A 19,562-nucleotide genomic window follows, 5' to 3' on the forward strand; every position below is an offset into this window, starting at 1 on the left:
AATAATATATTATTAATGTAATTTTTAAGTAGTTATGAAAAGAAAATTTGTAAAAGTGATGTTCTTCGGGGCGTTGGCACTTTCTACTGTCACCTATGTAGGCTGTAAAGACTACGATGATGATGTGAAGGGTCTGCAAGAGCAGATTGACAACATTAACAACAAGGGGGCTGATGTGACGACAGAAGCTATGAATGCTGCTATCAACAGTGCAGTTGCCGGATTGCAGTCACAATTGGATGCTATTGCGAGTAAAGCAGACAAAACGGCACTTGATGAACTAAAGAAAACAGTTTCAGAAATGCAAACAGCCTTAGGTAATAAGGCGGATGCTGCAAAGCTAGCAGAATTGCAGAAAAAACTAGATGAAGCTATTGCTAAAGTTGATGCATCTATCGAAACTAGTGTTGCTGAAGCAAAGAAAGCACTGCAAGCCAAAATTGATGAGTTGGAAGCCAAATTAGAACAGGCTGATGTTGATGCGGCTAAACAAGTGGCAAAAGATTTGGCTGATGCTAAAAAGGAAATGCAAGAGCTGAGCAGAGCAAATGGAGATCAAATTAAGATTCTGTTTGAAAAGATTGATGGTTTGGAAGGTATCAATGCTAAAATTGAAGCGTTACAGGAAGCTGACAAGAAATTTGTTTCAATTGATCAGTTGAATGAATACATGAATTCTGATGCTGTGAAGGATTATGTAGAAGCTGCTCTTGTTGATTATCTAACATCAGCAGAGGTTACGGATAAAGTGAATGCTGTTAGAACCTATGTTGATGGTGTGTTCAGGACAAAAATGATGGCTGAAATTAGTCAGAAATATCTAAGCCTTGAAACTTACAACAAGGATATGGAAGATTTGAATGAAAAGATTAAAAACTATGTAAGTACAGAAGATGCTACTTACAAGAAGATTTTTACCGACATTCAAACTTTGACTGATTATCAGGATCAGACTATCAAAGCTCTTGTTAAAGAACTTGCAGACAATAAGACTATTGAGCAGGCCAATAAAGTTGCTGGCGCTTTAGAGGATATTCAGACTTTGATAGGTAATGTTGCCTTATGTGCAAAAACTTCAGATTTGGCTGCATACGTAAAAAGTAATGATTTGAACGATGCAATTGATACACATTTGACAAGCAAATTTGAAGCTTATGATGCAGATATTACAACTATAAAGAAACGCCTATTGGCACTTGAGATTGATGTTGATGGATTGAAATCAATGGTTCAAAGTGTAACATTTATTCCATCTAGTGCAGATGGCAAGGTTTCTTTCTATTCCTATTATGTAATACCGGAAGGTAAGACAGATAAAGTCCTGGTAGCTTCTAATAATAAGGTAGTTGTGAAATTCCGTGTTTCTCCGATTAGCGCTGCTGAGAAGTTCTTTGAGAATTATACTGCAACATTTGATGGACAGGAATTTACGCGTGCTATTGATATTTTCAAAGGCGAAGGAAAGGTAGAGAATAAGGACGAAGGTATTATTTCGTTTGTTTTATCTACTCAGACTGAATCAAGTCATGCCGTTTGTCTGAATGTAGTATCTAAAAAATCAGTTCCGGAAAATGCAGAGACTGTGGATAAGGGAACTGATTACTTTACAGACATAAACTCTGATTATTTCCCGGTAATTGTTACTACGAAGACTATTGAGAGTCTTGAAGTGGTTTCAGATAATAGTGCTGTTGACAACATTTACTGGAATAACTCTAGCTCTAAGATTGACTATAAAGAGGGTTATGCTTTGAAAGCCAAATTTGTAGGAGATGAGGCAAGTACCCCTGCAACAGTATTAACATCGGATGAAAATCCTATTGATTTATCTAAGTTCGGAAAACCAGTATATAACTTTAATGAAATACCTGCTGCTGCCCCGGACGGTAAGCCTACTATCGAAAATGAAGATGGAGCATATAAAATTATCGATGGAGTTTTATCTTTGGTTAAATATGAAGATGAGAATGCATCAAATAGTAAAAAGGCTAGAGTTGTAGCTACCGTTACAGTAAAAGATGGTAGTACTGTACTGAAAACTTTCAAATCTACTCCTTATGCAGAGGTTACAGCTAAAAAGTATGCTGTAAAATCACAGGAAGTGACAGATATTACAGTAGCATTTAATGGTAAAGAAGACCAAACATTACCAGTTGTATTAGCTTATCAAGCATTAGGAATTACAGAAGCGCAATATGAAAAATTGCCGCAAGCTAATTTTAATTTTAAGACAACTACTGGAATTAGATTTGCATTTAAAGAAGGAACTACTAAAAATGAATTAGTTGTTCTTGTTCCGAAAGGTACAAAAGCAAATGTTAATGAAAATGTTGGTGCTATCTTGGATGTTAAGGTTTCAGATACTCAAAACTTTACGCTGAATTTGAAGAAGGTGACTGTAACTCTTGATAAGAGTGCATATAAACTGACATGGAATGGAAATGTTGTTACAGTTTCTACTCCAATTGCAGGTTCTGTATCCTTAATGCCTCAATTTACAAATGATGCAGTTGGATTTGAAAGTAATTTAGCTACTCTTTTCGAAAATTATGCAGCCATTGCTGAAAGTGCAGAAAATGTTGGTGCTTCTATTGAATTCTCGTTGAAGGATAAAATAACAGGAGTGACCATTGAAGGTAACAAATTAAAAATCACCAATGCATACGACAATACTAGTGCTGAAGATATAGTAGTTGAAGCAAAAGTGATTGCTAAATCTGCCGATAATAAAGATTATGCATTGGCTGAAAACACAATGTCAGCTACCTTTAGTTTAACAGGAGTTACGACTACTTGGGTTTGGGATAATACAACAGCTAAGTCTATTATCAAAATTGGTAGTGACAACTATACAGAATCGTTCCCCTTGGCCAAAGGTATAAAATGGACTTGTGGTGGAAAAACAATGTGGGAAAATGGCACTGCTTCAAAAGCTTCTGCTACAACTATTCTGTTGAGTGTATTGGGACTTGAAGCTCCTGTTTATACTATAACTGAAGATGATAAGCAGTATGTTGAAATAGACAAAACTGGTAACTTGAAGGTTAAAACTCTTGGTACTGCTATTGTTAGAAATATAACTGTAACTATTACGGCAGAGTCACGTTGGGGAACAATTGTTGACTATGCTAATAATAAAACAGTTACAGTGAAAATAGATATGAATAAAGAATCAAGTGCTATTAACTAGAATTAGGCATTTGATAATCATAAAGAACCTCTTCTTCACCACCGTGTGAAGAAGTCTAAGAAGTACAAAGCGAAGGACACAGCTTGTGAAAGTCAGTCCTTCTGCATCTGTCCTTCTTAAGAAAAAGGGATGTCTCCCTTATTTCCCACAGACATCCCTTTTTTACTCTTGGTGCATCTTCATTTATTGCGCTAGAATTAATTTGCTAGTCCCTTATTTCCCTATAGATTAAGGAGATGTTTCCAAGATGCAGAAAGCCCGGGCTTGTGAAAGTCCGGGCTTTTTGTATAGTAACTAGGGGTAATGCACCCAAATATATTGTTTGTGCAGCATATGAATAAAACTAGTACTGAAGTAAGTGAAAACATGTGTTTGACTTACCCAAGTCTCCTATATCATTCAGTTGAATGTAGTACTTGATATAGCCGGCTCTTCTATATATACCTGACAAATGATGATTGATAATCCTAATGTGATGGGTGTTTTTACCCATTCAAATATATAATACAAAAATTGCTTTCAGTTTCTGGTTTTAGCTCTGAAACTACTTGGTAGAAGGCAATCCGGCTGAAAGCGTCCCCTGAAAAAGGGTTCATCCGCTTTCAGCCGGATTTTTTGTAGGCAGCCGCTCAACAATGTGTTGGCGAATGTTTGCTGACACGTTGGCTAAAACTTACTAAGATGTCGGTTGAGGGCTTCTGATATGTCGGCAAAGGGATGCTGACATGTGGGGCGGTACTCATGGACTCCAAGCATGGGCAATATGAGAGTCGGTATTTATATCAAAAGATAACAGACGCTCTATTTAGGTGAAACAGACGCTCTGTTTTAATCAAATAGGCCTTCTATTTAAGGTAAATGAAGGCTCTAAAAAACAGGCTGAAAGACTTCCTTTTGATTTCAGTACCGGTTTCAGCCAAATTGTTCGATGAAATGGGGACTTTTGGAAGGACCTGAAGGCTGAAGGCGATTTTATTAACTTATTGTTTGGTTCCGCTTATGCCTTTTTTCTATATGTATCTCGAATTAAATCGTATATTTGCGGAAATAATCAGATTGGGAATTATGAACGAAAATGTCCTGGCTAAACTGAAGATACTTGCGGAATCCGCCAAGTATGATGTTTCCTGCTCTTCCAGTGGCACAGTGCGCTCCAACAAACCGGGGATGCTGGGCAATACTGTGGGGGGATGGGGGATATGCCATAGTTTTGCCGAGGACGGGCGGTGCATATCGCTGCTGAAAATCATGCTTACCAATTACTGCATCTACGATTGCGCCTACTGCATCAACCGGCGTAGTAACGACCTTCCGCGTGCCACCTTCTCGGTATCCGAACTGGTGGAACTAACGATGGAATTTTATCGTCGCAACTATATAGAAGGTCTGTTTCTCAGTTCCGGCGTAGTCCGTAACCCCGACTATACGATGGAGCGCCTTGTGCGTGTTGCCAAAGACCTGCGACTAGTGCATCGCTTCAACGGATACATCCATCTGAAAAGCATCCCCGGTGCTAGCCGCGAACTGGTGAACGAGGCCGGACTGTATGCCGACCGTCTCAGTGTCAACGTAGAAATTCCCAAAGAAGAGAACTTGAAACTGCTTGCACCGGAAAAAGACCATAAAAGCGTCTTTGCCCCGATGAAATATATCCAGCAGGGCGTATTGGAGAGCAAGGAAGAACGGCAGAAATTCCGCCATGCCCCGCGCTTCGCACCTGCCGGACAGAGTACGCAAGTCATTGTCGGCGCCACTTCCGAATCGGATAAAGACATTCTGTTCCTCTCGTCGGCACTCTACAACCGTCCCACGATGAAGCGTGTCTACTACTCCGGCTATGTCTCCGTAAATACTTACGACAAGCGCCTGCCCGCCTTGAAGCAACCACCGCTGGTACGCGAAAACCGGCTTTACCAGGCCGACTGGCTGCTGCGTTTCTACCAATTCAAAGTAGACGAAATAGTGGACGACTCCTACCCGGACCTCGACCTCGAAATAGACCCGAAACTCTCGTGGGCTTTGCGCCATCCCGAACATTTCCCGGTCGACATCAATAAGGCGGATTACGAAATGCTTCTCCGTGTGCCGGGCATCGGCGTGAAATCGGCGAAGCTGATTGTCGCTTCCCGGCGTTTCTCCCGCTTGGGCTTTTATGAATTGAAAAAGATAGGAGTAGTGATGAAGAAAGCGCAATATTTCATCACCTGCAAAGAACTTCCCCTGCAAATGCAGACCGTGAACGAGCTTTCTCCGCAACGGGTACGCACCCTGCTGCTGCCGAAACCTAAAAAGAAAGTGGACGAACGCCAGTTGATACTTGACTTCGGAGAATGAATATTTATATCTACGATAAAACCTTTGACGGTCTGCTGACTGCTGTCTTTGACGCTTATTTCCGCAAGACTTTTCCCGACGAACTCTTGTCGGAAGGGGATGCTTTGCCCTTATTCTATGACGAATTGCATACGGTGGTCACCGACGAAGAGAAAGCCGCTCGCGTATGGCGTGGATTGCAGAAAAAAGTTTCGTCCTCGGCATTAGGCTGTCTTACTCAAAGTTGGCTGTCGGAACTGCCGGAAGTGGGAATGCTTATTTTCCGCTATATCCGCAAGGCGATTGATTCTCCCCGTTCCATTGAAACCAATTTTGCCGACCCGGATGTGCTGCAACTGGCGCAAATCTGGAAAAAGGTGGATGGCGAACGTGTACATTTGATGCAGTTCGTCCGTTTTCAGAAGGCTGCGGACGGGACGTTCTTCGCTGCTTTCGAACCGCAATTTAATGCGTTGCCGCTTACTGTTCATCACTTCAAAGACCGTTTTGCCGACCAAAAGTGGATTATCTATGATATGAAACGTCGTTATGGCTTTTATTACGACCTACAAGAAGTGACTACGATTTCTTTTGATGATGACAGTCGCGAATCCCACCTGATAACTGGGATGCTGGACGAAAGTCTCATGGATAAAGACGAAAAACTCTTCCAACAACTTTGGAAAACTTATTTCAAGGCGATTTGTATAAAAGAACGCATTAATCCGAGAAAACACAGGCAGGATATGCCTGTGCGTTACTGGAAGTATTTGACGGAGAAACAGCGGTGAAAATCACCATAAGGCAACTTTCCCTAAATTGTCTATCTCTAATTTGGCACTTATCCCCATCGCTTTAAAGATTCTAGCCAGCGTGGAAAGAGTTAAGTTTTTCCCACTTTCTATGCGGGAGATTTGGGCTCTCTGTACACCTATCAGATTTCCAAGTTCTTCTTGAGTGAGATTTTTGGATTGTCTGGCTTTTTTTATGGCTTCTCCAATAAGGAAAGATTGTAAATCCTCTTCAAACTTATCACGTGCAAGAGTTCCCTTCTTTCCTATATGTTTATCCATTATTTCTTCTTCCGTATAAAACTTCATTTTTTCCATATTTTCATTTTTTAGAATTAAAATATATCTTTCTTATCTCTTCCGCTTTTGTTATTTCTTTGGAAGGAGTCTTTTGGGTTTTCTTTATAAATCCATGAGTAGCAATGACTAAAGTATCTACCCCGTTCACTTTATCCCAAAATGCCAGTAGCCTATATTGACTTTTATTATAGAGCGTCCTGAATTCCCATATATCTGTATTGTCTAATTTCTTAAAGAGTTCCGGGTCTATAACAAATTTAGACTTTGCTATATTGTAGATAATTTTATCTTTTACCTTTTGGGGCAACTGGTTAAGGAAATTATCTGCTTCTTCTGAATATACTATTTTGAACTTTGCTTTTGCCGCCATGGTTTTGTTTTTTACGTAGCAAAGGTACTTAAAATAGTTCTATATATGGAAACATTCTAAATGTTTTTTAGTGTAGTTATATTATGTTTTTCCATTATTCAATCCTTTGCACCGTCACGTCCGGAAATTCCTGTATCAGAGAAAGCAGATGTCCTTCATCATTGTTCCGTTTTGACTTGATAACCATTGTCACTTGATAAAATTCTGCTTCGCCGGGATGCAACGTCTCCATTTCATAAGAGACTATTAGATAATCTTTAGAATTGAATCTGTCTGCTATCAGTTTCAGCGTGTCTTTATTGGTGGTAGAGAAAGATACCATGGAGCTTTTCATGCCGATACTCTTGAATAGGTAGCTGAGCAGTTCCAGTCCGATAAGAGTTAATACCATAGCGGCAATGCCGATAGTGTACATTCCTGCGCCGACCGCCAGCCCGATGCCTGCCGTTGCCCAAATGCCTGCGGCGGTGGTCAGTCCGCGGACTATTTGTTTCTGAAAGATGATGGTTCCTGCACCGATAAATCCGATGCCGCTGACAACTTGTGCCGCTACACGACTAGGGTCGAGCGTCACACTGTTTTCTTTTATAATCTCCTGAAATCCGTATTGGGAGACAATCATAATCAATGCGCTGCCTAGCGAAACGAGGAAGTGAGTGCGGTATCCGGCTTCTTTGGCACGGTATTCGCGGTCCAGTCCGATAATGGCTCCGAGTATTCCGGCAACTAGCAAGCGTAATACAAAATCCATATTCAACATCATACGTTCAATCTCCTTTCTGTTTTTTTTATTGTTTGTGGATAAAATGCTTAGACCTATAAATATACAATTATTTCCTCTTTTTGTGTCGTTAATTTAGTAATATTTGAATGTATCCGTTCTATTTTATCGTATATTCGCACACTCAAATAAATGTTTAATCCCGTGATTGAGTGAATGATGAAGAAAAGAATATTTTATATAATCAGCTTTTTGGTTATCTTTTGTATAGAAGTACTGATAGCTTTGTATGTACGTGATAATTTCGTGCGTCCTTACATCGGAGATGTATTGGTCGTTGTGCTGGTATATAGTTTTGTGAGAATATTCCTGCCGACAGGCATTCCACGAATGCCGTTCTATGTATTTCTCTTTGCTTGTTTTATAGAAGTGATGCAGTACTTCCAATTAGTGGAGACTTTAGGAATAACGAATCGCGTAGCCAGGGTTGTGCTAGGCTCTACGTTCGATTGGGCGGATATTGCCTGTTATGCAGTGGGATGCTTTTTAATTTTCTTGTTCGAGCGTATTGGTAAGAAACGTTTATAATAGCGAAGCGCACATTTTACGTATTTCATTAAGCCGGTTCGAGAGAGACTTTTTTTCGCGGGCTAGAGCCATATTGTAACGTGTCTGCATATTGATAAGTAGTTCAGGATTAATGCCTAAGGCTGCCTCTACCATTAATGCAAAATCACTGGTGACAGGTCTTTTCCCATTCAGAATCTCATTTAGCATTGTATAAGGAACTCCAAGAATTTCCGAGAATTTCTTTTGAGAAATTTTGCGGTATTCCAATTCTTCTTTCAATACATCGCCCGGATGTGTTGGTAGTCTTTTTATTGTATCCATACTATTTTCTTTCTATTTGTTATAAAGAAATAACCGTAGATTTCGTTATACTACGTCTACGGTTATATTACTTCCTATTTACTTTCAATCTCCAACACACCTTTCGCCAACCCTTTTCCGGTAGCTTCCAGTATAATCTTTCCCGGCTTGTCGGAAGAAGAAACGATAGCAGTCATCATACCGCTAAAGACCTTCATTTTCGGTGTCTGGAACGATTCGAGCGAAGCGGGATTCCCGTTGGCTCCTGCACGGTATGTTCCTGCGCCTTTCACTTTAAAATTGATAACATTGTCGGCTAATGGACAGAGGTTTCCATCTTTATCCACTACTCTGACAGTTACAAATGACAAGTCTTTTCCGTCGGCATTAATTTGTGTGCGGTCAGGTATCAGTTCAATATGATGAGGCTTTCCGGCTGTCTGAATCTCCTTTTCGGCAACAGCCTTGCCGTCTTTGTCATAAGCCACGACTTTCACCGTGCCCGGTTCGTACTTCGTATCCATCCACATCAGGCGATAACGCTGCTGGCGTTTAAGGTTAGCCATAGAAACGGAATCGGCGCTGTTGTCAATCGTCACAGAGAGGTCTTTCGTGCGTTTGCCCTGGCTCTTGCCGTTGATGAACAGTTCGGCAGACGGATAGTTGGTATAGACAAATACAGGCACTACTTCCCCTTCGTGTCCTTCCCAATTCCAGTGCGGCAGGATATGGAGCGTTTCTTCTTTCTTGTTCCAATGGCTGCGATAGAGATAATAACGGTCTTTCGGCAATCCGGCAAGGTCGATGATGCCGAATAGGGAAGAGTGGCTTGGCCAGTCCGTATAATAAGGAGTCGGTTCACCCAGATAGTCGAATCCGGTCCATACGAATTCTCCGATACAATACGGCAAGTCTTCATGCTGGATAAAATCATCTTCGGGCAAGTTAGACCATCCGCAGTGTTCTACATCATAAGAGGAAGCCTGATGGTCGGGATATTTATGCATCGAACGGCGGGCAACAGGCAGCTTGTACACGCCGCGCGAACTGAGCGTTGAAGCAGTCTCACTGCCCAGGATAATCTGTTGCGGGAGTTTCTTGTAATTCTCTTGATATTTGTGTGGACGATAATTGAATCCGGCTACATCCATCACGGCAGCCATATTGTTATTAACCACAGCATCAGGAGCATCCATACCTTGAGTGACGGGACGGGTAGGGTCTTCACGATGGCAGATGTCTTGCAGGAAACGGGAAAGCTTCGGACCGCGGTCACCGTTCCATTGGTCGGGAACTTCATTACCGATACACCACATCACCACACTGGGACTGTTGCGGAACTGGTGAAGCAGATTTACTAAATCCTTCTCCACCCATTCATCGAAAACCTTGTGATAACCATTCTGCAATTTGGCACCTTTCCATTCGTCGAATGATTCTGCCATTACCATCATGCCCATCTCGTCACAAGCTCGGATCAATTCCGGTGCAGGCATATTGTGAGAAGTACGGATGGCGTTGCAACCCATATCCTTCAATATGCGTATCTGGCGACGGATACCGGCTTCATTGGCAATACCGCCCAACGGTCCTAAGTCATGATGATTGCAGACACCTTTAAATACAGTACGTTCTCCATTCAGATAAAATCCTTTGTTCGGGATGATTTCGATGGAACGGATACCGAATGGTGTGGTATATTCGTCTTTCAGCGTATTTCCTTCGTAAACTTTGGATACGGCAGAATAGAGCGACGGTGAGTCGGGCGACCAAAGCAAAGGAGCATCTATCACGAAATCTTGTTCAAATACCTTTCCGTCGTACTTCGTTCCTTTTTCCTCATTGGTGGCTACTGTTTTTCCGTCGGGAGCTTTCAGTTCGGTCACGATACGGTAATCAGTAAAAGACTTGCCGGAAGGAAATTCGAGACTGGTTTTCAAGTTTACTTTGGCAAATTCTTTTTTCACGACAGGGGTAGTCAGTTGCGTTCCCCATGTCGGGATATGCGCATCTTCGTTAATCACCAGATGAACATTCCGGTAAAGCCCTGCTCCCGGATACCAGCGTGAAGATTCAGTTTCGTTTTCAAGGCGGACGGCTAATGTGTTCTGCTCGTTCGCTTTCAGGTAAGGGGTGGCGTCGATGTAGAAAGAGTTATAGCCATAGGGCCAGTAACCCGCTTCCTGTCCGTTGATATACACACGGGCATGGCTCATGGCGCCATCAAGGATAAGAGTTGCTTTCTTGCCGGAAGAGAAAGCCGGAGCTTCGAAATTCAGGCGATACCAGCCCACTCCGACAAAAGGAAGTCCGCCTGTGCGCCCTGCGTGTTCCAGTGCTTCCTTCTGGCCATCCTGAGTGATAGCTACTTTCTGTTTGTCGTTGTCAATACTGAAAGGACCGTAGATAGCCCAGTCGTGTGGGACTGTGACAGATTGCCATTTGGCATCATCATACTGTTTCTGGCTAAAATTCTTGTCGTCTTCACGAGTGAATTTCCATCCTTTCTCAAAGGTCTGTTCGGTGCGCACTTGTGCGATGGCTAATGCCGGTAAAGCTACTAATAGAGCTACTGCGATTTTAAGATGTTTATTCATACATATAGGGGGTAAAGATTGTTTTTCATTTTTGCTTTGAGTTATGTGTCATTTTTCGCTTCGTCTTTTGCTTCGTCTTTCGCTTCGTCTTTTGGTTTTTCTTTTGTTTCGGGCGGATTCAGGCTACTTCCGCAGTATTTGCAAAACTCCGCGTTGTCCTCATGGCCGGAGCGGTGGCAGTTGGGACATTCTTTATCTCTTCTGCGTTTGTAATCTTTCATCATTGAAGCCGATACGATACCTGTTGGTACGGCGATAATGGTGTAACCGATAAGCATCACGCAGGCGGAAAGAAACTTTCCTAAACCGGTGGCAGGGGTGATGTCTCCGTAGCCTACGGTAGTCATGGTGACGATTGCCCAATAGATGCTGTTCGGAATATTGTTGAACTGTGAACCGGGCTGAGTACCTTCAATCATATACATCAATGTCCCGATAGAGGTAACCAGAATAACGACAAACATGAAGAATACTGCAATCTTCTTGCTACTCTCGCGCAGGGCGGTGAGCAGCCGTTCACCTTCGTTCAGGAAGTTGAATAATTTGAATACACGGAATACCCGTATCAGCCGGAAGGCGCGTATGATAAGCAGGTAGCGTGCACCCGGGAAGAGTAGCCCGATATAGAGTGGCAGGGTGGCCAACAGGTCAACGATGCCGAAGAAACTGAAAATGTATTTCCGGGGACGGGGCGAGCAATAAATTCTCGTCAGATACTCGAACGTGAAGAAAGCGGTGAAAAGATATTCCAGTACGACGAACGGAGTCGTCAGGAATGAGGGAAGTCCTTTCAGGCTTTCGATGATGACGAGCAGCACGCTGACCAGGATACAGCCGATAAGAATCACATCGAACAATTTCCCTGCGGGGGTGTCCGATTCGAAGATGATGACGTATAACTTTCGTTTCAGTTTTTCGTCATGCAGAAAACGTTGGATTCTTTCTTTCAGTTTCATAATAAAACGAGTCTCGGATGAAATAATATATTTCTCCGCGTTAATCAATTACCCAATTCTTGTTGTAGGCAACAGTCTTTTGCGGGTCGTAGTACATTCCCTCTTGTGTGGGAATATGGAGAACGTATGTCTTTCCGGTTTTGTTCTTCAGTGAAGTGTCGCGCAGCCACGGGTTAGCGTCACGGAGTTGTGCATAGGTGATGCCTTGTTGTTTGGCGTAATCGCTCAGGTTGTCGATGGGAGTGCTGACAGTCACTTTCTTGTAGGGGATGGCCGGATAGAGATGTTCTCTTTTCAGCAGGAATCCATAACGTTGCGGGTTGCTGAATATCTCTTTGGCAGCGAGCAGGCGGAACATATAGCGCGACGTTTCTTCCACCAACCATAAGTCCATGGCATGGCTTGCCAGTTGCTTGTCAAGTTGGGAAGAGATGCGTGCCTGTCCGGCATTGTATGCGGCGGACACTGCCATCCAGTCGCCATATTTTTCATACGCTTGTTTGAAGTACTTGCAGGCAGCTACGGTTGCTTTCTCGATGTTGTAACGTTCATCCACGTTATCATTTACTTCCAGTCCGAATTCCCGTCCGGTGGCGGGCATGAATTGCCACAGTCCGGCTGCTCCGGCAGGAGAGCGGGCGATATTGTTCAGGTTACTTTCAATCACCATGAGGTATTTGAAATCATCGGGAATACCGTTCGCTTTCAATATCGGTTCTACGATAGGGAAATATCGGTTGGCACGCTTTATCAGAAGCATGGTCGTAGAGTGCATGTAGGTGAACGCCATCATTTCGCGGTCCATCCGTTCGCGGCGGTCGTAGCGGCGAAGGTCGATGGTGGTTCCGTCGAAAGTGACTTGGGTGGGCACGGTGGGAGAGGTGACGCAATAGGGCACTTCCGACTTTGCCGAGTGTTGTTCGTTGACTTGGCTGCTGCCTATCAAGGTAGGGATGGTAGCGCCGATGCAGAACACTAATATAAGAGTCAGGATATAGTTGATTTTAGTTTGTTTCTTCATATTTTTTCTTGTTAATCTTATTTATTCTATAGATGGTTTAGTTATTCGAATCGTTAATTTTGATTTCCCAATACCCGTTACGCTTACCGTTTTTTCGCTCAATCATTCCTTTTTCGCTCAATTTTATGGTAATTGTCTTAATTGTTCTTTCTGATTTGCCTATATGGGCTGCTATTTCTTTTTGAGTCGCATTCGGCTTTTCTTTGAGGTATGTCAATACAGCCATTTCTTCTAAAGTGCAGCCTAAAGTGCAATTTTTGCTCTTTGGGGTATCTGCGTTTAGTGAATTTGCACTTTTAATTGTTTGGTTATCAAGTTCTTCAATTAGTAGATAACGGTTTTTTAATTCATTTTTCTCATTAAGAATCAGGTTTCTAAAGAACCTTTCAATATATTCAGTCGTGGCATAAATACCATTTGTCAGATTGTTATAGTTTGCACGGACTAGAGCATTCCGAAAATACCATGAATGATTGACAAATGCTTCGTTGCTGATATTAAACCCGAAAGTGCGTAAATATTTGATGGTAAATACAGCAGTGGTTCGGGTATTACCTTCTCCGAAAGCATGTATTTGCCATATTCCCGACACAAATTTTGTAATATGCCTGATGGCTTCGTCTATATTCAGACCTTTGTAATCAAAATCCTTTTCTTGTGCAAAATCATAATCTAAGGTGTCACGAATAATGCCGGCACTTGCGTAGAGGACAGTATCTCCTTTTAGTACCCATTCTTTTTTGGTGATATTGTAATCTCTTATTTTTCCTGCAAATTTGTAAATGCCTTCAAATAATCGTCTATGAATGGTTATGTACTCTACAGGGGAAAATTTGAAGGTCTTTTCCGAAAGAATTTCAGTAATGCGGGCCGAAACTTTATCTGCTTCTTCCGTCCGGTCTTCTATATCAGTTCTAATAGCTTTTGATTTGTAATAGCTGTCTACCAAATGCTTTACTTCATCAATGGTGATATCACCCTCAATGTGCTGCCGGGCTGTCTGTATCAGATAGCTTGAAGGTTTCAGCCCGTCCACAGCCTGCAATCCTATCGCAGTTAGCCAAGCATAACCTTTTTCTTTTTTGTGAGGTTCACCTTGTTTGATATATTCTTCGAATTCTTCCATATGATCAATCATCAATAAACATAAGTTTGAGCATGGTGTATTAACTAAATAGATAACCTGAAACGGCAATTATGCCGCAAGGAAACCTTGCTCCGGCACTATGCCGTTTGCAAAGATAACCTCATTTTGCTTTTTTCAAAGAACTTTTCCTGCATTTTATACGTTTTTCTAGTATAGTTAAATATACAATAGAATCAAAATGAATATAGCAATGACCGGAGCTACCGGATATATAGGTAAACATCTCTCCAACTATCTGACCGAAAAGGGCGGACATCGCGTGATTCCTTTGGGAAGGTCGATGTTTCGTGAAGGCATGTCCGGGCATTTGATTCAGACGCTGGCGCATTGCGATGTCATCATCAATCTGGCGGGAGCGCCGATTAACAAGCGTTGGACGCCGGAGCACAAGCAAGAGCTTTTCGACAGTCGTATCGTTGTCACGCACCGTATAATCCGTGCGCTGAATGCTGTGCGGACGAAACCGAAGTTGATGATTTCCGCTTCTGCCGTGGGATATTATCCTGCGATGGCGGAAGTGGACGAATATACCCGTACCCGTGGAGACGGCTTCCTGTCCGACCTTTGCTATGCATGGGAGAAAGAAGCCAAACGCTGTCCCGAACATACGCGGCTCGTCATTACCCGTTTCGGTGTCGTGCTTTCACCGGACGGCGGGGCGATGCAGCAGATGCTCCGTCCTTTGCAGGCAACGAAGATTGCCGCTGCCATCGGTCCCGGCACCCAGCCTTTCCCGTGGATAGATATGCGCGACCTCTGCCGTGCCATGGAATTTTTTATCAGTCATGAGGAGACACGCGGCGTATATAACCTGGTTGCTCCGCAACAAATCTCCCAATATACTTTCGCCCGTGAAATGGCGAAAGCCTATCATGCGTGGGCAACAGTCGTCGTTCCTCAAACAGTCTTCCGAACGCTCTATGGGGAAGCCGCTTCTTTCCTCACATCCGGTCAGCGGGTGCGTCCTACGCGCCTTCAGGAAGCAGGATTCCACTTCGCTGTCCCCAACGTAGAACGGCTTTTCAAAGGAACAGACCACAGTACCGTCCGAACCCTCGACCTGAACCGCTACATGGGACTTTGGTATGAAATAGCCCGCTACGAGAACCGCTTTGAACGTGGACTTGTCGATGTGACCGCCACCTACACGCTCCGTCCGGACGGCACTATCCGTGTAGAGAACCGGGGATGCAAGCGTAATTCTCCCTATGATATTTGCAGGACCGCCAACGGTCACGCCAAGATACCCGACTCCTCGCAGCCGGGCAAACTGAAAGTGTCTTTCTTTCTCAACTTCTATTCAGACTATTATGTGCTGGAATTGGACGGGGAGAATTACAACTATGCACTTGTAGGCAGCAGCACCGACAAATATCTCTGGATACTCAGCCGGACACCGCAACTGCCGGAAGATATAAAGAAAAAACTCGTCACCGCTGCCGAACGCCGTGGCTACGATACAAACCGATTGCAATGGATCGAGCAATTCTAAAAAAAACAAGATTAAAAAACAAGATTATGGATTACGAAATTATTCATCAGCCCGAACAGAAACTGTTCAAGACAGAAGTAGACGGTCGCACCGCCTTTGTACAATATCGCCTTTTAGGTGATTCTCTCGACATCATCCACACGATTGTCCCCCGTCCGATAGAAGGTCGCGGAATAGCCGCCGCACTGGTAAAAGCCGCTTATGACTACGCGCTGTCCAACGGAATGAAACCGAAAGCCACCTGCTCATATGCCGTGAAGTGGTTAGAGCGCCACCCGGAACTGGGATAAAAAAAATGATAAAAGGATTTGAGTATGGAGTGTCCCGGGTGGCTATATTGAGAACTGGTATTGTATTGTTACCGTTTTTGTATTGTTACCATTGATAAGTTATAAGGAAAAAAGTTCAAGTAACTCTTCTTTTTTCAATGGCTTGGTTAAGAATGCGTTGCATCCTGCTTCCATGGCGCTTGCCCTGTCGGCATCGAATGCATTGGCGGTAAGTGCGATAATGGGGATGACAGGATTCAGTTCTCTGATTTTCTTTGTAGCTTCGAGCCCGCCCATAATCGGCATCTTCATATCCATGAGGACGATGTCGAACTTGTCATTACGTACTTGTTCCACTGCTTCCACTCCGTTCACCACACGGGTAATCTGGTATTCCTTGAGGATATGTTTCACTAATGAATAATTACTGTCATTATCTTCGGCAATCAGTATTTGAAGCTCTTTCTCATTTATATTTTTCAGAGAAATAGGTTGCCTTGAAGGAACTTCCTTTTCTGCCTGAACAGCTTGAACAGACTGTGACGCTGCTTTCGTTTCTGCATCTTCCTGCATGTCTATTTCACACGGCACCCATGCCCAGAAAGTAGAACCGGCGCCGGGCGTGGAAGTAAATCCTATTTCTCCCCCCGCGCCTTCTATGATAGCCCTCGAAATAGCTAATCCGAGTCCCGTTCCCTGTGCGAATTCATTAAGCTTTTGAAATCGTCCGAATACCCTGTTCTGTAATTCAAGCGGGATACCGACCCCCGAATCTTCCACATAAAACCTGATACCACCGTTTTCTATGCTGTATCCCATTTTTATATGTCCGGAATGGGTACATTTTATTGCATTCGTGAGGAAATTCATCCACACTTGTTTGAGCCGGTTTCTATCCAGGAATATCCAACAGTCCGGACCGGAATTATCCATGATAAATTCTACGTCCGGATTGGTGATTTTCGGTTGAATCATGGTGTAAAGCTCACCGGATACCTTTGCCAGATTGAATTTTTCCCTCTTGCGTTCGAGTATGCCTGATTCAATCTTGGAAAGGTCGAGAATATCGTTAATCAGGCGCAACAACAGTTCGTTGTTCGATTCGATAATTTCCATATATTCCGCCTTTTCTTCGGGGTCGTCACAATCTACCATCAGTCCGGAGAAACCGACAATAGCATTCAACGGCGTACGTATCTCGTGGCTCATATTGGCGAGGAAAGCGGATTTGAGACGGTCGGAAAGTTCGGCTTTGTCTTTAAGCTCCTTTAATTGCTGTGCCATCTTCTCCCACTTCGTGTTGTTGAACTTGATGCCGGTGTAGCGGATGATTTTGCCTTTTTTATCTCTTTCCACCTGAATACCGGTGACTATCAGAGTCTGCCATTCTTTATCCCATTTTGTTTTGGAACGGTACTGGAAATTGAATTCCTGTTCTTTTCCCTGAAGCATGCTCTCGAAATACTTACGCACGGTTTCTATGTCGTCCGGATGGGCGGCACTTAAATATTGGTCGATATTGATTGGCGTTTCGGGGTGATAATCGTTTACGGGATCATTGAAAGCCGTGAATTGCAGGGTTGTCACGTCAAAATCCCAATAGGACATTCCGACAGTCTTGAAAGTAAGCTCCATTTTGTAATTTCTCTCTTTGAGCTCCTCGTTCAAGCGGTGGAGCTTGGAGATATTTTGACGGAAACCGGTGAAACGTATGGTATTCCCGTTCTCGTCTTGCTCGAATGGCACACCGATAACGTTGCAATACTGCCATGATTCATCGTACTTGGTCTGTATGCGGCAAGTGAAATTTACGGTTTCGTTTTCACCGGACAGCATGGATTGCATCGCGTCGAAATAAGTGGAGCGATCGTCCGGATGCACGACGCTCTCAAATTCTTTGATGGTGATAAGCCTGTTGGGAGCATAATCGTTGATAGGGTCATTGTAAGATTCGAATTTCTGGCTGCTTACGTCGAAATCCCAATGCACGATATTGCTCACTTGCATGGCAAGTTCGCGTTTTGAAGTCAGGTCTTGTGTCTTTTTCAGCATTTGCACCTTTTCCGTTACATCCAGTTGGGTACCGACGATTAGTAGTTTGCCCCGATGTTCGGATGATAATCTCATCCGGCTTTCGTAATGGCGGTATTGTTTTTCTTCTTTGTTGTAAAAACGCAGTGTGGTGTGTACCTGTTGGGTTTCCCTGTTTATGAGCTGGGCGAAAAGCTGCATTAACTGTATGCGGTCTTGCGGGTGCAGCAGGCTCTGCATCTGTTCCAGGGTCATCGCTTCTTTTGCCAGCGCGTCTCCGTGTAATGTGCTGAATTCCTTTTTGTGGACGTTATATACCCATGACGCCATATTCGCTGCTTCCATTGCCATTTCCAGGTTCTTTTTGCTTTCTTCTGTCCGGAACTCCGCTTCTTTGTCGGAAGTCACGTCATTGGAGAGTAGTATATGTCCGATGATACTGCCTTTATCATTGAGTATAGGGACTATCCGGGTTTCGTAAATGATAGAATTCTTGTTTTTGCTGCTGAAATAGGCATCGTTGTTGATACGTTCAAAGTCGTATTCAAACTCCAGAGTGGTATCCTCGCCCCTTTGTACCTTGGATTTCAACTCGGCATCCATATAAGGGCTGTCGAAAAGATTGACTTTGTTTATGACTGTTGTCGGGTCACTTACTCCATACATCTTTAATGCCGGTTCATTGATTTTGCGCAGGATGCCATTAGTATCATAGATTTCGATACTCATAGGTAAACTGGCATAGATTTTGTCCGCAAGTAAGAGTTGTGCCTGCTCCGATTCGAAAATATCATTTTCCGAAGACATATTGTCGTCTTTGAGAGAAGCTGATTCGGTTTGTTTCATTTGTCGTCTATTTTTATCCGTAATCAGGACTGAACTATTCATTTTTCTGATTCACTATATTATATTACAGTCCTAATGAAAGAACGTAGCGTTACAAATGTATAATAAAAATGCGACAAAGCGAAATAATGTATGATAAAAAAGAAAATATGAACAATTCCTGTTGTCTATTCATGGACAATTAGCAGATGAATACTGTGTTTTTTCATTTTCGGGATAAGGTTGGCTGGAGACTTCTATAAAAGACATAAAGGGCTGTATCAAAAGACTATCGAAACAAATTTGCTTGATGTTGTTGCCTTTTTTTATACAGCCCTCTCTGTTGTTCTTTCTTATTTTTTCCACCTTTTCAGTTGGGGGAAGAATTCTTTCATGGTGGCGCGTGCTTCTTCAATGGTGTACTTTACTTCCGAGTCTTTGTTGAACTCGTCGAGGTACTTCAGGTTAAGTTCAATCATTTCGTCCATCGTACAGTCTTTGGTGAAATGTCCGTTCTCATAGCAATAGTGACAATAATCTTGGTTCTTGCTACCGTCCGCTTCTGTTCCGAATGTAGATTCGTCTATCGGCATGGCACAACATTGACAAATTTTCTGTTCCATCTTTATTCTTGTTTTAAGTTTCTGTTACCGAACAAATATAGGAAGA

Annotated in this window: 16 protein-coding genes; 6 read left to right on the forward strand and 10 right to left on the reverse strand. The window is 43.0% G+C overall.

Going from position 1 to position 19,562, the window contains the following annotated elements; translation table 11 throughout:
* Nucleotides 1–34 precede the first annotated feature (34 nt).
* The 3 genes from BacF7301_RS12370 (at nt 35) to BacF7301_RS12380 (ending at nt 6,294) form a co-directional block, all read left to right on the forward strand.
* Nucleotides 35–3,190: an apolipoprotein A1/A4/E domain-containing protein gene (locus tag BacF7301_RS12370; RefSeq protein WP_167963208.1), complete on the forward strand. Its 3,156-nt coding sequence runs from the start codon at nt 35–37 to the stop codon at nt 3,188–3,190.
* A gap of 1,065 nt (nt 3,191–4,255) precedes the next feature.
* Nucleotides 4,256–5,524, forward strand: a complete 1,269-nt coding sequence (locus BacF7301_RS12375; RefSeq protein WP_167963210.1) for a putative DNA modification/repair radical SAM protein — start codon at nt 4,256–4,258, stop codon at nt 5,522–5,524.
* The gene (locus BacF7301_RS12380; RefSeq protein WP_167963211.1) at nt 5,521–6,294 is read left to right on the forward strand and encodes a TIGR03915 family putative DNA repair protein; all 774 of its coding nucleotides are present in this window, start codon (nt 5,521–5,523) and stop codon (nt 6,292–6,294) included. Before BacF7301_RS12375 ends, BacF7301_RS12380 begins: the two co-directional genes overlap by 4 nt.
* 3 nt (nt 6,295–6,297) lie before the next feature.
* Here the strand turns inward: BacF7301_RS12380 and BacF7301_RS12385 are convergent, their stop codons facing one another.
* The 3 genes from BacF7301_RS12385 to BacF7301_RS12395 form a co-directional block, all read right to left on the reverse strand.
* A complete protein-coding gene (locus BacF7301_RS12385) occupies nt 6,298–6,612 on the reverse strand; it encodes a helix-turn-helix domain-containing protein (protein ID WP_167963213.1) in 315 nt (104 codons plus the stop codon).
* Nucleotides 6,613–6,616: 4 nt separating this feature from the next.
* Nucleotides 6,617–6,964 carry a type II toxin-antitoxin system RelE/ParE family toxin gene (locus BacF7301_RS12390; RefSeq protein ID WP_167963215.1) on the reverse strand — a complete coding sequence of 116 codons (348 nt, stop codon included), beginning with the start codon at nt 6,962–6,964 and terminating at the stop codon, nt 6,617–6,619.
* 94 nt (nt 6,965–7,058) lie between these two features.
* Nucleotides 7,059–7,727 carry an MgtC/SapB family protein gene (locus BacF7301_RS12395; protein WP_167963217.1) on the reverse strand — a complete coding sequence of 223 codons (669 nt, stop codon included), beginning with the start codon at nt 7,725–7,727 and terminating at the stop codon, nt 7,059–7,061.
* A gap of 177 nt (nt 7,728–7,904) precedes the next feature.
* Here BacF7301_RS12395 and BacF7301_RS12400 point away from each other — a divergent pair, with 177 nt between their 5' ends.
* Complete coding sequence (locus BacF7301_RS12400; RefSeq protein WP_167967186.1) at nt 7,905–8,273, forward strand: ribosomal maturation YjgA family protein; 369 nt, start codon at nt 7,905–7,907, stop codon at nt 8,271–8,273.
* Here the strand turns inward: BacF7301_RS12400 and BacF7301_RS12405 are convergent.
* From BacF7301_RS12405 to BacF7301_RS12425, 5 genes are all read right to left on the reverse strand, one after another.
* The gene (locus BacF7301_RS12405) at nt 8,268–8,576 is read right to left on the reverse strand and encodes a HigA family addiction module antitoxin (RefSeq protein WP_167963219.1); all 309 of its coding nucleotides are present in this window, start codon (nt 8,574–8,576) and stop codon (nt 8,268–8,270) included. The genes BacF7301_RS12400 and BacF7301_RS12405 overlap by 6 nt on opposite strands.
* 74 nt (nt 8,577–8,650) lie before the next feature.
* Complete coding sequence (gene galB / locus BacF7301_RS12410; RefSeq protein WP_167963221.1) at nt 8,651–11,152, reverse strand: beta-galactosidase GalB; 2,502 nt, start codon at nt 11,150–11,152, stop codon at nt 8,651–8,653.
* Nucleotides 11,153–11,193: 41 nt separating this feature from the next.
* A complete protein-coding gene (locus tag BacF7301_RS12415) occupies nt 11,194–12,108 on the reverse strand; it encodes an ion transporter (protein ID WP_167963223.1) in 915 nt (304 codons plus the stop codon).
* 40 nt (nt 12,109–12,148) lie between these two features.
* A complete protein-coding gene (locus BacF7301_RS12420; RefSeq protein ID WP_167963225.1) occupies nt 12,149–13,129 on the reverse strand; it encodes a lytic transglycosylase domain-containing protein in 981 nt (326 codons plus the stop codon).
* Nucleotides 13,130–13,166: 37 nt separating this feature from the next.
* Nucleotides 13,167–14,255 (reverse strand): Fic family protein, encoded by a 1,089-nt coding sequence (locus BacF7301_RS12425; RefSeq protein ID WP_167963227.1) that lies wholly within the window; start codon nt 14,253–14,255, stop codon nt 13,167–13,169.
* A 199-nt stretch (nt 14,256–14,454) separates the two neighbouring features.
* Between BacF7301_RS12425 and BacF7301_RS12430 the strand changes: the two genes are divergently transcribed.
* Both BacF7301_RS12430 and BacF7301_RS12435 read left to right on the forward strand, forming a co-directional pair.
* Nucleotides 14,455–15,768 carry a TIGR01777 family oxidoreductase gene (locus tag BacF7301_RS12430; protein ID WP_167963229.1) on the forward strand — a complete coding sequence of 438 codons (1,314 nt, stop codon included), beginning with the start codon at nt 14,455–14,457 and terminating at the stop codon, nt 15,766–15,768.
* A gap of 26 nt (nt 15,769–15,794) precedes the next feature.
* Entirely contained in the window at nt 15,795–16,058 is a 264-nt protein-coding gene (locus tag BacF7301_RS12435; RefSeq protein ID WP_167963231.1) for a GNAT family N-acetyltransferase, read from the forward strand.
* A 99-nt stretch (nt 16,059–16,157) separates the two neighbouring features.
* On the opposite strand, the gene BacF7301_RS12440 is transcribed toward BacF7301_RS12435, so the two are convergent.
* Nucleotides 16,158–18,914, reverse strand: coding sequence for a hybrid sensor histidine kinase/response regulator (locus BacF7301_RS12440; protein ID WP_167963233.1), 2,757 nt, complete (start codon nt 18,912–18,914; stop codon nt 16,158–16,160).
* Nucleotides 18,915–19,246: 332 nt separating this feature from the next.
* Nucleotides 19,247–19,516 (reverse strand): zinc ribbon domain-containing protein, encoded by a 270-nt coding sequence (locus BacF7301_RS12445; RefSeq protein WP_167963235.1) that lies wholly within the window; start codon nt 19,514–19,516, stop codon nt 19,247–19,249.
* Between the last annotated feature and the right edge of the window lie 46 nt (nt 19,517–19,562).

It is taken from the genome of Bacteroides faecium (assembly GCF_012113595.1).
GTDB lineage: Bacteria > Bacteroidota > Bacteroidia > Bacteroidales > Bacteroidaceae > Bacteroides > Bacteroides faecium.

Bases quoted from the DNA above. Each gene is read 5' to 3' on its own strand.
- BacF7301_RS12430 (WP_167963229.1), top strand. From the start codon at position 14,455: ATGAATATAGCAATGACCGGAGCTACCGGATATATAGGTAAACATCTC.
- BacF7301_RS12425 (WP_167963227.1), bottom strand. From the start codon at position 14,255: ATGGAAGAATTCGAAGAATATATCAAACAAGGTGAACCTCACAAAAAA.
- BacF7301_RS12405 (WP_167963219.1), bottom strand. From the start codon at position 8,576: ATGGATACAATAAAAAGACTACCAACACATCCGGGCGATGTATTGAAA.
- BacF7301_RS12390 (WP_167963215.1), bottom strand. From the start codon at position 6,964: ATGGCGGCAAAAGCAAAGTTCAAAATAGTATATTCAGAAGAAGCAGAT.
- BacF7301_RS12375 (WP_167963210.1), top strand. From the start codon at position 4,256: ATGAACGAAAATGTCCTGGCTAAACTGAAGATACTTGCGGAATCCGCC.
- BacF7301_RS12395 (WP_167963217.1), bottom strand. From the start codon at position 7,727: ATGATGTTGAATATGGATTTTGTATTACGCTTGCTAGTTGCCGGAATA.
- BacF7301_RS12445 (WP_167963235.1), bottom strand. From the start codon at position 19,516: ATGGAACAGAAAATTTGTCAATGTTGTGCCATGCCGATAGACGAATCT.
- BacF7301_RS12420 (WP_167963225.1), bottom strand. From the start codon at position 13,129: ATGAAGAAACAAACTAAAATCAACTATATCCTGACTCTTATATTAGTG.
- BacF7301_RS12415 (WP_167963223.1), bottom strand. From the start codon at position 12,108: ATGAAACTGAAAGAAAGAATCCAACGTTTTCTGCATGACGAAAAACTG.
- BacF7301_RS12440 (WP_167963233.1), bottom strand. From the start codon at position 18,914: ATGAAACAAACCGAATCAGCTTCTCTCAAAGACGACAATATGTCTTCG.
- galB (WP_167963221.1), bottom strand. From the start codon at position 11,152: ATGAATAAACATCTTAAAATCGCAGTAGCTCTATTAGTAGCTTTACCG.
- BacF7301_RS12380 (WP_167963211.1), top strand. From the start codon at position 5,521: ATGAATATTTATATCTACGATAAAACCTTTGACGGTCTGCTGACTGCT.
- BacF7301_RS12435 (WP_167963231.1), top strand. From the start codon at position 15,795: ATGGATTACGAAATTATTCATCAGCCCGAACAGAAACTGTTCAAGACA.
- BacF7301_RS12385 (WP_167963213.1), bottom strand. From the start codon at position 6,612: ATGGAAAAAATGAAGTTTTATACGGAAGAAGAAATAATGGATAAACAT.
- BacF7301_RS12370 (WP_167963208.1), top strand. From the start codon at position 35: ATGAAAAGAAAATTTGTAAAAGTGATGTTCTTCGGGGCGTTGGCACTT.
- BacF7301_RS12400 (WP_167967186.1), top strand. From the start codon at position 7,905: ATGAAGAAAAGAATATTTTATATAATCAGCTTTTTGGTTATCTTTTGT.